This window comes from Muricauda sp. MAR_2010_75 (assembly GCF_000745185.1).
GTDB lineage: Bacteria > Bacteroidota > Bacteroidia > Flavobacteriales > Flavobacteriaceae > Flagellimonas.
Window position 1 is genome coordinate 1,126,366 of the sequence record NZ_JQNJ01000001.1, and the last position, 13,937, is coordinate 1,140,302.

The 13,937-nt window shown below is 43.2% G+C and carries 13 protein-coding genes; 9 read left to right on the top strand and 4 right to left on the bottom strand.

The features are described 5' to 3' along the window. Position 1: 1 nt before the first annotated feature. Positions 2-1,828 carry a DUF4270 domain-containing protein gene (locus FG28_RS05010; protein ID WP_036380447.1) on the bottom strand — a complete coding sequence of 609 codons (1,827 nt, stop codon included), beginning with the start codon at positions 1,826-1,828 and terminating at the stop codon, positions 2-4. A 5-nt stretch (positions 1,829-1,833) separates the two neighbouring features. After that, positions 1,834-2,643, bottom strand: a complete 810-nt coding sequence (locus FG28_RS05015; RefSeq protein ID WP_036386178.1) for a glycogen/starch synthase — start codon at positions 2,641-2,643, stop codon at positions 1,834-1,836. A gap of 102 nt (positions 2,644-2,745) precedes the next feature. Here FG28_RS05015 and panC point away from each other — a divergent pair, with 102 nt between their 5' ends. The 5 genes from panC (at position 2,746) to radA (ending at position 7,568) form a co-directional block, all read left to right on the top strand. Next, complete coding sequence (gene panC, locus FG28_RS05020) at positions 2,746-3,594, top strand: pantoate--beta-alanine ligase (RefSeq protein WP_036380448.1); 849 nt, start codon at positions 2,746-2,748, stop codon at positions 3,592-3,594. A 12-nt stretch (positions 3,595-3,606) separates the two neighbouring features. Continuing rightward, positions 3,607-3,957, top strand: coding sequence for an aspartate 1-decarboxylase (panD, locus tag FG28_RS05025; protein ID WP_036380451.1), 351 nt, complete (start codon positions 3,607-3,609; stop codon positions 3,955-3,957). A gap of 2 nt (positions 3,958-3,959) precedes the next feature. Then, complete coding sequence (locus FG28_RS05030; protein ID WP_036380452.1) at positions 3,960-4,925, top strand: lysylphosphatidylglycerol synthase transmembrane domain-containing protein; 966 nt, start codon at positions 3,960-3,962, stop codon at positions 4,923-4,925. Positions 4,926-4,950: 25 nt separating this feature from the next. Further along, on the top strand, positions 4,951-6,096 hold the full coding sequence (locus FG28_RS05035) for an alpha/beta hydrolase (protein WP_036380453.1): 1,146 nt from the start codon (positions 4,951-4,953) through the stop codon (positions 6,094-6,096). 110 nt (positions 6,097-6,206) lie between these two features. Continuing rightward, a complete protein-coding gene (gene radA, locus FG28_RS05040) occupies positions 6,207-7,568 on the top strand; it encodes a DNA repair protein RadA (protein ID WP_036380454.1) in 1,362 nt (453 codons plus the stop codon). 1 nt (position 7,569) lies between these two features. Here the strand turns inward: radA and FG28_RS05045 are convergent, their stop codons facing one another. Both FG28_RS05045 and FG28_RS05050 read right to left on the bottom strand, forming a co-directional pair. Beyond that, positions 7,570-8,610, bottom strand: a complete 1,041-nt coding sequence (locus FG28_RS05045) for an aldo/keto reductase (protein ID WP_036380456.1) — start codon at positions 8,608-8,610, stop codon at positions 7,570-7,572. A 63-nt stretch (positions 8,611-8,673) separates the two neighbouring features. Further along, entirely contained in the window at positions 8,674-9,438 is a 765-nt protein-coding gene (locus FG28_RS05050) for an exodeoxyribonuclease III (RefSeq protein WP_036386180.1), read from the bottom strand. A 126-nt stretch (positions 9,439-9,564) separates the two neighbouring features. Between FG28_RS05050 and FG28_RS05055 the strand changes: the two genes are divergently transcribed. The 4 genes from FG28_RS05055 to FG28_RS05070 are packed head-to-tail and all read left to right on the top strand — an operon-like array spanning position 9,565 to position 13,894. Continuing rightward, entirely contained in the window at positions 9,565-10,077 is a 513-nt protein-coding gene (locus tag FG28_RS05055) for a hypothetical protein (protein WP_036380458.1), read from the top strand. A gap of 30 nt (positions 10,078-10,107) precedes the next feature. After that, a complete protein-coding gene (locus FG28_RS05060) occupies positions 10,108-10,662 on the top strand; it encodes a cysteine hydrolase family protein (RefSeq protein ID WP_036380460.1) in 555 nt (184 codons plus the stop codon). Between the two features lie 31 nt (positions 10,663-10,693). Then, positions 10,694-11,797 (top strand): Gfo/Idh/MocA family protein, encoded by a 1,104-nt coding sequence (locus tag FG28_RS05065; RefSeq protein ID WP_036380462.1) that lies wholly within the window; start codon positions 10,694-10,696, stop codon positions 11,795-11,797. 36 nt (positions 11,798-11,833) lie between these two features. Next, positions 11,834-13,894: a TonB-dependent receptor gene (locus FG28_RS05070; protein WP_036380464.1), complete on the top strand. Its 2,061-nt coding sequence runs from the start codon at positions 11,834-11,836 to the stop codon at positions 13,892-13,894. Positions 13,895-13,937: the final 43 nt, after the last annotated feature.

Consider the following 13,937-nt stretch of genomic DNA (forward strand, 5'->3'; position numbering starts at 1 on the left):
ATTAGTTCGCTTCGGTATAGTGAATTTCAAGTTTTAGTTTCTTGTCCTCATTGGCAGGGTCAACATTACTGCCGTAAAGAATAGTGCCCAAAGGACTTATGGATGACATGACGGGAGCATCAATTCCTTGATCACTCCCATCCATCCCCTCTTGTGTCCCTATAAAATCGATGTTCGATGTCAAGGTAAGTGCCAAACTGGCATTTGTGGAGTCCCTAACAATAATGTTATTAAGGTGTTCGGTTATTCTAATGGTATATTTTGTAGTATTATTTTCTTTATCAATGATCCCGTCATAGTTAAGGTAGATTCCCAATGGACCCTCATTACGGTTGTTTTCTGTTGCAATATTGTACAAAGGCAAGTTTGTTTCGGCATTGTATAAATAAAGTCTAGGCGGTTCCACAACATCACCTCCGCCCAGAGCACTCTGATTTACATGAAAGACCAGATTGGCTTCATTAATGATCCAATTATTTGCCCTAATCTGATTTATAATGTCCCCGCCACCATTCAAGGTTTCCTCAAACAAACGTATTTCGGCAAGGGTCTTTGCGCCCTTGACATAAATCTGGGAGGCATTTTCACCATTGTCCAATTCACTTGCAATATCCGGAGAAAGCGGTTCTTCTTCAAATATATTGACCGCATTTCCGATGAAGCTATTTGTGTTGCTATTTACGCTCAATAAATTGAGGACAAAATCCTTTTCAGCTGTCTCCACATCCTCATCTGTGGAATTGTAATCTTGGTATTCATAGGTTATGGTAATATTGGCATCCGTCAAGTCCAATAGGAACATTAATTCTTCCGAATCAGCATCCCCTGCGGTAATATGTATACCCCTGAAAAAATCGGCAAAATTGAACTGGCTCAGCAATTCTGATCCACCTTCTTTGTCCAAAATATTTTGCTGAAAAAATTCTGGGTTCAAAGGTACACGTATGCCCGGGGCCAATCGCGATTCTACAACAGTTTCTGATTCGTCAACATCAGTATCAGGGTCATCCTCGGCAAAAGTCAACATTTCCTGATTGTCAATAACCACTGTTTTTTGACCTTCAAGGGTAAGCTCTTCGCCAATAAAACTGGAAAAATCCTGATTGGAGAAATAACGTTGCCGTTCCTCAAAATTGGTATTGGGGTCCAAATCCCGAAGAAAGTAGTTTGACCTTGACACTTTTATATCAAAAGACTTTGTTCTATCACCATAAATACTGTCCAAATCATACGTTCGAGGGTAAATGTTGGGCACAAAATTATCTCCAGTGCCATCTTGATCCGCGTCAAGGGGATTGGAGCCAATGTTCCTTTCCTCAATATCGGTAACCCCATCACCATCGGTATCTGATGTAGCATCAAATGGATCACTGTCCAACTCATTCTCCACGCCATCCCCATCGCTGTCCCTTGTAACTGTTGGAGGCACTTGGAACGGGATATATAGGTAGACTTCTTTTACGGTTTCTTCTTCTGGAACAGTAGCGTCGTTATCATCAGAATCGGCATTGTTCTCTGTAGCTTGGGAATAATCCCCAAAAACCGGTTCCGAACTGGAGAGGGTAACCTGGGTCATGATGCTTGCCTTCCGTTTTCCATAAACAGGGTCGTTAAAAGTTCCCAATTGGTACAAAGGCAGCCGATTGGTCTGCACGGCAACAATGCTCTTGTTAAAGGCAAAAACATCATATTCTACCGTACCTGTAGTAAAGGGTTCTCCACCTACAACACCTTCTCCTATGGTGTCCAGTTCATCTTCACAAGAAACGGTCATTAAAAATAAAGTTCCAACCAAGGCCGAAACTTTTATCATCCTGGAAAATTTCATGCAATTTATTTTAAAACCTCTGTTTTATAGAAATTTGTGTACGCTTCCTCGGCTTCTTGAAGTGAAACATAGGGCAACACAGGTTTGGAAAGATTGTCTATGTGGTCCTTTAAATCTTCCGACACCTCTTCTGCGGCTAAAATAATGGCATCGGAATAATCTGCCGCAACCTTTAACAAATTATTATAGTCAGGGTGGGAAAGTGATGAAATCTGTTCCTTATCAATACCATCAAAGGCAATTTTATTGATCATTTCAGCATCCAGCTCTCCTTCAAAACTTTTGTTGTAGATAGAGGTGATAATCTTACTATCGGCAAATAGCGGTTCATCCGCATAATACTCCCTAAGATATAAGGGCAGCAAAGAGGCCATCCAACCATGAACATGGATAATATCTGGGGACCAATTCAATTTTTTAACCGTTTCCACCACGCCTTTGGCAAAGAAAATAGCGCGCTCGTCGTTATCCGGGAACAGGTTCCCTTCACTATCCGTAAAGGTCGCCTTTCTTTTAAAGTATTCTTCGTTGTCTATAAAATACACCTGAATACGTTCCTTGGGAATGGATGCCACTTTAATGATCAATGGCATATCCATGTCATTGATGACCAAGTTCATCCCCGATAAACGAATAACTTCGTGCAATTGATGCCTCCTTTCATTGATGTTTCCATATCTTGGCATAAAAATGCGGATTTGGCCGCCGTTGCTATTGACCATGCGGGGCGCTTCATACGACATTAAGGAAACCGGATTCTCTGGGAGGTAAGGAACTAATTCAGAAGATACAAACAATATCTTTTTACCATTCATAAACACTTTCTTTTGTTTATCCGAAAAACGTAGCTGCAAAAGTACAAAAATTATGCTGATTACCAGTATTTATAGTATTTTTGCACGCTTTTAAACCATGTAATGCACATATTTGACCGTAAAAAAGAACTCATGTCCTTCCTTGAAGAAGAGCGCAACAAGAACCGTACCATTGGGCTTGTGCCCACTATGGGCGCCCTTCATAAAGGTCATATCTCCTTGGTTAAAAAAGCACTTTTGGAAAATGATAGGGTTGTGGTCAGTATTTTTGTGAACCCTACCCAATTTGACAAAAAGGATGATCTTGAAAAATATCCCAGAACCTTTGAAAGGGATTTAAAACTTTTGAAGGACGTTTCGGAAAACATCATTGTGTTTGCCCCTTCCATAGATGAAATTTATGGAGAAAACATAAAATCGCAAAACTATGAGTTTGATGGTCTGGACAAAGTCATGGAAGGTGAGTTCAGGGAAGGTCATTTTGATGGTGTGGGCACCATAGTGGAACTGTTCCTTAGAACCGTTTCTCCAGACAAAGCCTATTTTGGTGAAAAGGATTTCCAACAGCTCCAAATCATCCGAAAAATGGCGGCGTCCAAGAAACTGCCATGTGAAATTACAGGGTGCCCCATAGAGCGCGAGCCGCATGGATTGGCCATGAGTTCGCGTAATGAAAGGCTCTCCAAAACGACTAGACAAGAAGCGAGTTTCATTTATGAAACCCTCCAATCTGCCAAGGCAAAATTTGGCACGGAAAGTGCGAGAAATATAATGGATTGGGTAAAGGAGGAATTTAAAAATAATCCGTTGTTTGAGTTGGAATATTTTCAGATTGCCGATGAGGATACGCTCACCCCAATGCTCAAAAAACAAGAAAATAGAAAATATAGGGCGTTCATTGCCGTTTATGCCGATGGTGTTCGCCTAATAGATAATCTAAGATTGAATTGATACATTTGCACCATGCAAGTAGAAGTTGTAAAATCGAAAGTTCACAGAGTAAAGGTAACCGGGGCCGATCTTAATTATATCGGTAGCATTACCATTGATGAGGACATCATGGATGCCGCCAATATTATTAGGGGCGAAAAAGTGCAGATTGTGAACAACAACAACGGCGAACGGCTGGAAACCTATGCCATTCCTGGCCCACGTGGCTCAGGAGAGCTTACCCTTAACGGTGCCGCCGCCCGAAAAGTGGCGGTTGGCGACGTATTGATCCTAATCACCTATGCCTGGATGAGCATTGAAGAGGCCAAGTCATTCAATCCAGCTTTGGTCTTCCCCAACGAAGCCACCAATCTTTTGAACTGATTTTGGGCAAATCCCTGAAAAAATTCCTGAAGATTTTTGTTCCCATAGCCGTTGGGCTGTTTTTGGTGTGGTACTCCTATAACTCCACCACTCCGGAGGAACGCAAACAGATTATCCATTATATTTCAAATGCCAGTCCTTTTTGGGTCACAATGTCCGTTATTCTTGGGGTTTTGAGTCACATTTCAAGGGCCATCCGTTGGAACTACCTTTTGGAACCCATGGGATATCGACCCAAGGTCATCAACAATATCTTCATTGTACTCATTTCCTACTTTGCCAATCTGGGGATTCCTAGATCAGGTGAAATTTTAAGGGCTACGGCATTGACCACCTACGAAAAAGTTCCCTTTGAAAAAGGATTTGGAACCATCGTCACCGAAAGGGTCATCGACCTCTTGATGCTTTTATTGGTCATCATCATCACCCTTTTGCTTCAAACTGATATCATTTTAACTTTCCTGGAAGAAAAAGGGGTCAATCTTATTGGTGCTTTTGGAATTCTGCTCGTTGGGATTGCCGGACTATTTATTTCCACAGCGATTATCCGAAAATCAAAATCGGCTTTGGCCCAAAAGCTCAAATCCTTTTTAAATGGATTATTGGATGGGGTATTGAGTGTCTTCAAAATGAAGAAAAAATGGCCTTTTATTTTTCATACCTTCTTTATTTGGGCCGCCTATATTGGCATGTTTTGGGTCATAAAGCACACCGTGGCCGAAACCATGTCGCTCTCCCTAAGTGAATTGTTGGTTGCCTTTGTGGGAGGTGCCTTTGCCATGTCCACCACAAACGGCGGCATAGGGCTGTATCCCATAGCCGTTAGTGCTGCTTTGGGCATTTATGGCATTAGCTCCGTTTCTGGAGATGCTTTTGGCTGGATCATGTGGATCGCACAGACCCTAATGGTTGTGGTTTTCGGTACAATATCCTTCATTGTCCTACCGTTATTGAATAGAAATCGGTAAACCCCAGCCATCAAAATCTTGACCTATGAAAAACTGCCTATTGTTTTTTTTGATGGGCCTTGTGTGCCTTAATCTTGGCGCACAGGTAAAAAAGGAAATCTTTGAATCCTTTAAGCTCCAAGAGCGAAGGGATGTTTCCTATTATTTCCCAGAAGACTTGACCGAAGAAAAAAAATATCCCTTGATCGTTGTTATGGATGCGGAATATCTATTTGACCTTGTAGTGGCCAATGTGAAATTTCAAAGCAGATTGGGTCGCATGCCTCAAGCTATTGTAGTGGGTGTTGATCAAGGCAAAAATGATATCCGTTGGGAAGATTGCGCTTATGAGGAAGATTCGGGGCTCCCATCCGATAAAGGAAAAATGTTCTACGAGTTTTTGGGAACAGAAATCATTCCTTATCTCGAAACAAGCTACAACATTGCCCCTTTTAAAATGTTCATCGGTTATGATATTACCGCCAATTTTGGCAATTACTATTTGTTCAAGGACCGGTCTTTGTTCAATTCGTATGTGAGTATTTCCCCTATTTTGGCTCCCGAAATGGAAAATAGAGTGCCTGCACGCCTATCCGCTTTGGACCAAGAGATTTTTTACAATGTTATTGTTGAAAAAGAGGCCTCGGACGATAGGCAGCTTATCCTTCAGATGAACCACAACATCAATTCCATTACCAAGGAATCCCTTCATTATTTCTTTGATGAATACGAAAACGCCGACCACGTTTCCATTGTGGCCTATGGTATTGGCAAGGCGTTTGACAACGTCTTTAAAATGTTCAGGCCTATTACCCCAAAAGAGTATAAAACAGAAATTATCACTTCAGACGAACCAGCTTTTAAATATTTGGAGGATCGATATGCACTGATTGAAAAACTTTTTGGTTTTGAAAAGCCCGTGGAACTCAATGACATTATGGCCATTTACGCGGCCTGTAGAAAAAAGGACGATTTTGAATCCCTAAAACCCTTAGCGGACCTCTGCAAAGAACAATATCCCGAGACCATGATGGGCTTTTATTTTGAAGGCGAATACTATGAAGAACTGGGTGAGCCCAAAAAAGCGTTCAAAACCTTTGAAAAAGCATTCCAAATGGAAGAAATCGACTTTTTGACCAAGGATATGGCCCTGGAAAAAATTGATGCACTCAAAGCAGATTTTGGATATTAGATTGTTGGAAGGTTGGCCTTTTAGATGATTGGATGGCTCAATCCAATAATCGAAATATCTAGGAATCCATCCATCTAAATCCATATCTTTAGGGCCCTCATTAATTTAGAATGGCCAAGACCAAAACCGCTTTTTTTTGCCAAAACTGTGGCACCCAATATGCCAAATGGGTCGGACAATGTTCCGCCTGTAAGGAATGGAACACCGTTGTGGAGGAGGTGGTCCAAAAAGAGGACAAAAGAAGCTGGAAGACCAGTAGTGTATCGGACAAAAAGGCGAACAAACCACTCCGTGTTTCAGAGATTACCCATGAAAGTGAACTTCGTCTGGACACGAAAGACCAAGAATTCAACCGGGTGCTGGGCGGTGGACTTGTCCCTGGTTCCTTAACCTTGTTGGGTGGTGAACCAGGCATCGGAAAAAGTACCCTTTTGCTTCAGATTGCCTTAAAATTGCCTTTTAAAACCCTATATGTTTCGGGAGAGGAAAGCCAACGACAGATTAAAATGCGGGCGGACCGCATTCAACCCAATAGTGAGAACTGTTTCATCCTAACCGAAACCAAGACCCAGAATATTTTTCAGCAAATTGCTTCACTGGAACCCGATTTAGTGGTCATCGATTCCATCCAAACCCTGCACACGGATTATATTGAATCTGCAGCAGGGAGTATTTCGCAGATCAGGGAATGTGCTGCGGAACTCATCAAATTTGCCAAGGAAAGTCATACACCGGTTATTTTGGTCGGACACATCACCAAAGACGGTACCATTGCTGGACCTAAAATCTTAGAGCACATGGTGGATACCGTGCTTCAATTTGAAGGTGACCGAAACTATGTCTACCGCATCCTTCGTTCGCTTAAAAACCGTTTTGGTTCCACCGCAGAATTGGGCATTTACGAAATGCAGGGCAGTGGATTGCGGGAAGTGAACAACCCTTCGGAAGTGCTCATTTCCAAAAACGAGGAAGACCTCAGCGGAACCGCGATTGCCGCCACTGTGGAAGGTATGCGTCCCTTACTGATTGAAATACAAGCCTTGGTCAGCACTGCCGTTTATGGAACACCGCAACGTTCCGCTACGGGATTCAACGCCAAGCGTTTAAATATGCTCTTGGCTGTACTGGAAAAACGGGCCGGTTTTAAATTGGCCGCCAAAGATGTCTTTTTGAACATCACCGGAGGTATTTCCGTGGATGACCCCGCCATAGATTTGGCCGTAATGGCCGCCATTCTCTCCAGCAATGCGGATATTCCCATTGAAAAAGGAGTCTGTTTTGCCGCCGAAGTAGGTCTCGCGGGAGAAATTCGTCCCGTACAGCGGGTGGACCAACGGATTTTGGAAGCTGAAAAATTGGGCTTCACCACCATTTATGTTTCCAAGAGCAACAAAATTGGGCTGAAAAATACCGCAATCCAGATTCAGAAAGTCTCCAAGATTGAAGATGTGGTCAGCCTACTCTTCGGTTAAATTACGGCGCAGGATTAGGGATAGCATTGTGGATTTCCTCAATACCCTTCAACACTTCATCCGAAAGATTCACCTCAATACTACCAATATTTTCTTTGAGCTGTTCCATGGTGGTGGCCCCAATGATGTTGCTCGTCACAAACGGACGGGTATTCACAAAGGCCAAAGCCATTTGGGCCACGCTCAACCCATGCTTTTGGGCCAATTCCACATATTTTTTGGTGGCTTCCACCGCAGTATCACTGCTATATCGGTTATAATTGGGGAAAAGGGTGATCCTTCCTTTTCGGGGTGGTATTTCATCCAAATATTTTCCGCTCAAGACCCCAAATCCCAGTGGTGAATACGCCAAAAGACCGATTTGCTCCCGCATCGAAATTTCAGAAAGCCCAACCTCATATAAACGGTTCAATAAGCTATAGGGGTTTTGAATGGTCTTAACTCTTGGAAGCGTCTGGTGCACCTTGCTCTCCTCCAAAAAGCGCATGGTGCCCCAAGGTGTTTCGTTGGAAAGCCCCAAATGACGAATCTTTCCTGAAGCAATCAAATCACGAAAAGTTTCCAATACTTGATGAATATTGTCGTCCCACGAATCCACGGCATGGGCATTGTACCCACGTTGACCAAAATAGTTGGTGTTCCGCTCCGGCCAGTGCAGTTGGTACAAATCAAGATAATCGGTTTGGAGTCGTTTTAAACTCTTTTCCACAGATTCAACAATTTCTTTTTTGTTAAATCCCTCATCCCTGATGAATGAGGCTGGTCCGCCCGGACCAGCCATTTTTGTGGCCAAAACAACCTTATCTCGATTCCCTGTCTTTTTGAACCAATTTCCAATGATTTCTTCAGTAACTGCATAAAGTTCCTTTTTGGCTGGAATAGGATACAGTTCTGCCGTATCAAAAAAGTTGATGCCTTGATCCAAAGCATAATCCATCTGCTCAAAACCTTCATCTTGGGTATTTTGGCGACCCCAGGTCATGGTTCCCAAACAGATTTTACTTATTCTGATATCGGTATGTGGAATTCGAGTGTATTTCATCAAACTAAATTTTTTAAAGCGACTAAGGTAGTCAATCCTATTTTTTGGGTTTTAAAGCAATTGTTATTTTTCCAACTCCAACAAAATGGGGCAATGATCACTGTGTTTGGCTTCCGAAAGAATCACGGAACGTTTTAAACGGTCTGCCAAAGATTCATTCACCATCCCGTAATCCAAACGCCAGCCCTTATTATTGTTTCTGGCATTGGCCCGATAACTCCACCATGTATAATTGTGAGGTTCTTTGTTGAAATGTCTGAAACTGTCAATAAAGCCGCTTTTTATAAAATTGCCTATCCATTCGCGTTCCACCGGCAAAAATCCAGATACATTTTTATTCCGCACCGGGTCATGAATGTCAATAGCTTCATGGCATATATTATAATCTCCACAAACCACAAGGTTGGGGCGTTCTTTCCGAAGTTCATCCGCATAGTTTTGAAAATCGGCCATATACGTCAGTTTTAGGTCCAAACGATCCAGATTGGTGCCAGAGGGCAAATACATGCTCATAATGGACAGGTCGCCATAATCTGCACGAAGGTTACGACCCTCAAAATCCATATAATCGATGCCTGTGCCATATTCCACATGATCTGGTTGCTCCTTGCAGAGCAATGCCACCCCACTGTATCCTTTTTTCTGGGCGCTGAACCAATAATGGTATGGGTATCCGGCTTCCTCCAAAACCGAAGTATCCACCTGTTCTTTCATGGCCTTGGTTTCCTGCAGACATACCACATCGGGATTTACGGCCTGCAACCATTCCACTAAGCCTTTGTTCATGGCGGCCCGAATTCCATTTACATTATAGGAGACGATCTTCATGCTAAAATTTTGCCTAAAAATAGCCATTGCTGCCCTTCTGTTAAAATTAATATGGTTCCCAATCATGCTGTACCTTTGTTTTTGGAACGCTAATTGATTATTCTACTTGGAATTAAAATATGCATCATGAAAAAACTTTTTCTTCTTGGGTTCCTGTTTTCCGGCTTCTTACTATCCGCCCAAGCCTATCCCCCTCTTTATAATAACAATGAGATAAAGCTTAACATTGGATTGTTCTTGGTCACCTCCTCGGTTGAAGGATCTTATGAATACTACTTTAGTGAAGACGCCAGTATTGGTGCAACGGTTTATTTTGATAATGATGCCACCGATTACAATGGGAATTTTGGCATCGGGCCCAATTTTAGGGCTTATTTTGGGTATCAACCCAGAAGCGGATTTTTTGCTGAAGCTTTTGGACTCTACTACACCGGTGAGGATGAAATTGAAAATGACCTGCAGCGAAATAGGGATTACAGTACTACGGCTTTGGGGTTGGGATTGGGCAATAAATGGTCGACCCGAGATCAACGGTTCACGGTGGAGATTTTTGGGGGTCTGGGCCGAAATATCAATCCAGAGGATTTTCAAGATGACTTTATGTACCGCGGCGGATTATCGATTGGTTTCAGGTTTTAATCCCTACTTTTAGGTACAAATTGTAATCGAATGACCGCTTTACTCCTTATCGATATACAACAAGGGCTTCAAGAAATGGAGTTTTACGGTACGGAACGCAGCAATCCGGATGCCGAGGCCAATTGCCAAAAAATCCTGAATTTTTTTCGGGCAAAAAAATGGCCCATCTTTCATGTGCAGCACTGCTCCACCAATCCAACATCACCGCTCCATCCCAGCAAAGAAGGAAATGCCTTTCATCCATTGGTAAGACCTTTGGAAAGTGAACCCATCATCCAAAAAAATGTAAATAGCGCCTTTATTGGAACAGATTTGGAAATAAGTTTAAAATCCCAAAACATCTCCGATTTGGTGATCGTTGGACTAACTGTTGAACACTGTATCTCCACTTCGGTGCGGATGGCCAGTAATTTAGGTTTTAACGTAACTCTAATTTCGGATGCCACTGCCGCTTTTGATAAAATTGGCGTGGATGGGAAACGGCTGGGTGCCGATATCATTCACAGTGCAGCCCTTGCCAATCTCAAGGGCGAATTTGCCCATGTGATGAATACAACAACTTTGCTAAAAGAACTTGTAGATTAGTTGTTATTTTTATGTCCAATTAAACAAACACATGCTTCGCAATTTCATTGCCCTCATTTTTTGCACGATTAACTTATCGGTTGGTCTATCCCAAGAAAAGCCCTTAAAAATTGGTGTGGCCGGACTTACCCATACCCATGTGCATTGGATTTTGGGGCGTGAAGACATTGGCGATATTGAAATTGTTGGGATAGCTGAATCCAATCGGGAGTTGGCACAACGCTATGCTGACCAACATGGGTTTTCTATGGATTTGGTCTACGATTCATTGGAAGAAATGATATCCGAGACAAAACCTGAGGCGGTAACGGCCTTTGGTACCATTTACGATCATCTGGAAGTTGTACAGACCTGTGCCCCAAAAGGCATTCATGTCATGGTGGAAAAACCCTTGGCTGTTAATATGGAGCATGCACAGCAAATGAAGGCCTTGGCCGAAAAACACAATATACATCTCCTCACCAACTATGAAACTACTTGGTACCCCACCAATCACAGGGCCAAAGAGTTACTGGACCAAGGCAAAATTGGAGACCTACGTAAGGTCATTGTCCGAGATGGGCACCGAGGACCTGTAAAAATAGGTGTTAACCAAGAATTTTTGGAGTGGCTTCAAGACCCTGTCCTCAACGGCGGTGGGGCCATTACAGATTTTGGTTGTTACGGGGCCAATCTTATGACCTGGCTAAAAGAAGGGGCAAGGCCGAACACGGTTACAGCGGTGACCCAACAGTTTCAATCCGAGAACAATCCCAAAGTGGACGACGATGCTACCATCATACTCACCTATGATGAGTCCCAAGCCATTTTAGAACCCTCCTGGAACTGGCCTATTGGCAGAAAGGACATGGAACTCTATGGCCTTACCGGGGCCATTTATGCTGATAATCGCAACACCTTACGAATCCGAATGGCAGAAGGATACGATGGCTATGAAGAAGAAAAAATGGTTCTGGAGGAAAGACCATCTCCCTATAACGACCCTTTTTCATTGCTTGCTGCTGTCGTCCGAGATAAAATAACACTTTCGCCTAACGACCTTTCTTCCTTGGAGAACAATATGATAGTCGTGGAAATTTTGGATGCCGCCCGAAAGAGCGCCCAAAATGGCGAAACCATCAACCTAAAAAAATAATAGCACTTGTTAGCACATAATTCCCTCACAAACAAAATGAAATTTCTTTTTTACAGTTTGACTTTGTTCTGTACTGCCCAAATTCTGGCACAGAACGTTCAAAAAGATTCCATAACCCAGTTGGATGAGATTATCCTTACCGAAGATCTCGCCCCTAAAAAGGCAACTGGTATTACCGCTTCATCCACCATCAGCACCAAAACCTTTGAACGCTTCAATCCAACGGATATTCCTTCGGCGGTAAACCAAATTTCAGGGGTATATATTCTTTCCGGTGCCATCAATACCAACCGAATCACCATTCGTGGTGTGGGTGCAAGAACGTTGTACGGAACGGACAAACTCCGAATGTATTTTAATGGCATTCCTGTGACCAACGGCACCAACTTCTCCGATATCGAGGCTTTTGATTTGGAAAATTTAGGCTCTCTTGAGGTCATCAAAGGTCCAAAAGGAACCGTATATGGCACTAATTTGGGTGGGGCCATTATTCTGGATACCAAATCAGCACAAACAGATGAGACCCAGCTCATCAATACTACAAATGTGGGGTCTTATAATATGTTGAAGGACAACCTTTCCTTTACCCATGCTGAAAAAACCTTCAACCTCACCTTTAGCTACAACCATTTGGAAACAGATGGCTTTCGGCAGAACAGTCGCTTTGAACGAGATGGATTCTTATTGACAAGCAACGTCAATCTAAGCACAAAAAGTAGTGTGGGCATCTTGATGAACTATATCGACTATACCGCAGGTATCGCCAGTTCCATCAACCAGACCGATTTTGAGGAAGACCCCACCCGTGCAGCCGGAAACTGGTTGGCAGCCCAAGGTTACGAAGCCAACAAATATGTGCTTACGGGTTTGTCGCATACCTATAAATTTTCAGAAGCGTTCATGAACACCAGCAGTATTTTTTATACCTACACGGACCACTATGAGCCACGTCCGTTCAATATTTTGGATGAGTTTACCAACGGCTTTGGTTTCCGAAGTCAATTTGAGGGCAGTTTTGACAAGGCCGAATATACCTTTGGTGCCGAACTCTATAAAGACGAGTACCATTGGAGCACCATTGAGAACCTGTACGAGGACAACAACGGTAATGGCAGCCTTGAAGGTGACCGCTTGAGTCAGAACACTGAATTCCGTAGGCAGTTCAATGCCTTTGCAACTTTTACGTATGCCTTGACCACCGACCTATCGGCACAAGTGGGGCTCAACCTCAACAAGACGCATTACAATTTTAAAGATTTGTTCAACCAAGGTGCGGCAAACACTTCGGCCACTCGAAATTTTGATGCCATCCTCCTGCCCAGTTTTGGGTTACAATATGCCCTGAAAAATGGTAACCTCTACGCCAACATCAGTCGTGGGTTTTCCAATCCCGGTTTGGAGGAAACCTTAACCCCAGAAGGCGTGATCAACCCCGATATTGCCCAAGAAACCGGCACCAATTACGAAATTGGGGCACAATGGACCTTATTGCAAAATCGATTTTCAGCCAATGTGGCACTATACCGCATGGACATCAACAACCTGTTGGTGGCCCAACGCGTGGGTGAGGACCAATACATTGGCACCAACGCCGGGGAAACCCGTCACCAAGGGGTGGAAATGGATGTGAAATACATTGCTCGACTCTCCAATCAACTTTCCTTGGCGCCTTATTTTAGCTACACGTTCAACGACCATGTGTTTGTTGATTTTGTGGATGAGGACAACGACTACTCCGGTAATCCGTTGACCGGAGTGCCCAAACACCGATTGAACACGGGGATAGACCTGCAACATTCCAACGGTTTGCAGCTGAACCTTACCCATCAATTTGTTGACCAAATTCCATTGAACGATGCCAATACGTTAAGCAGCGATTCCTTTAATGTGTTCAACGCCCGATTGGGTTACAAAACGCAACTCTCCAACCATATTTCTCTTGGAGTGCATGCGGGCATCAATAATGTATTTGATACCAACTATGCACAATCCGTTTTGATTAATGCCACAGGGTTTGGCGGTGCACAACCGCGCTTCTTTTACCCCGGAAATGGTAGAAATTACTTTGTGGGAGTGCGTTTGGGCTATCTTTTTTAGGGATATTGTCATTCTCAATTATAAGGCAAATGAGTTATCTTTA

Excerpts from the sequence above, each read along its gene's own strand:
- FG28_RS05010 (WP_036380447.1), bottom strand. The coding sequence starts at position 1,828 with ATGAAATTTTCCAGGATGATAAAAGTTTCGGCCTTGGTTGGAACTTTA.
- FG28_RS05015 (WP_036386178.1), bottom strand. The coding sequence starts at position 2,643 with ATGAATGGTAAAAAGATATTGTTTGTATCTTCTGAATTAGTTCCTTAC.
- panC (WP_036380448.1), top strand. The coding sequence starts at position 2,746 with ATGCACATATTTGACCGTAAAAAAGAACTCATGTCCTTCCTTGAAGAA.
- panD (WP_036380451.1), top strand. The coding sequence starts at position 3,607 with ATGCAAGTAGAAGTTGTAAAATCGAAAGTTCACAGAGTAAAGGTAACC.
- FG28_RS05035 (WP_036380453.1), top strand. The coding sequence starts at position 4,951 with ATGAAAAACTGCCTATTGTTTTTTTTGATGGGCCTTGTGTGCCTTAAT.
- radA (WP_036380454.1), top strand. The coding sequence starts at position 6,207 with ATGGCCAAGACCAAAACCGCTTTTTTTTGCCAAAACTGTGGCACCCAA.
- FG28_RS05045 (WP_036380456.1), bottom strand. The coding sequence starts at position 8,610 with ATGAAATACACTCGAATTCCACATACCGATATCAGAATAAGTAAAATC.
- FG28_RS05050 (WP_036386180.1), bottom strand. The coding sequence starts at position 9,438 with ATGAAGATCGTCTCCTATAATGTAAATGGAATTCGGGCCGCCATGAAC.
- FG28_RS05055 (WP_036380458.1), top strand. The coding sequence starts at position 9,565 with ATGAAAAAACTTTTTCTTCTTGGGTTCCTGTTTTCCGGCTTCTTACTA.
- FG28_RS05060 (WP_036380460.1), top strand. The coding sequence starts at position 10,108 with ATGACCGCTTTACTCCTTATCGATATACAACAAGGGCTTCAAGAAATG.
- FG28_RS05065 (WP_036380462.1), top strand. The coding sequence starts at position 10,694 with ATGCTTCGCAATTTCATTGCCCTCATTTTTTGCACGATTAACTTATCG.
- FG28_RS05070 (WP_036380464.1), top strand. The coding sequence starts at position 11,834 with ATGAAATTTCTTTTTTACAGTTTGACTTTGTTCTGTACTGCCCAAATT.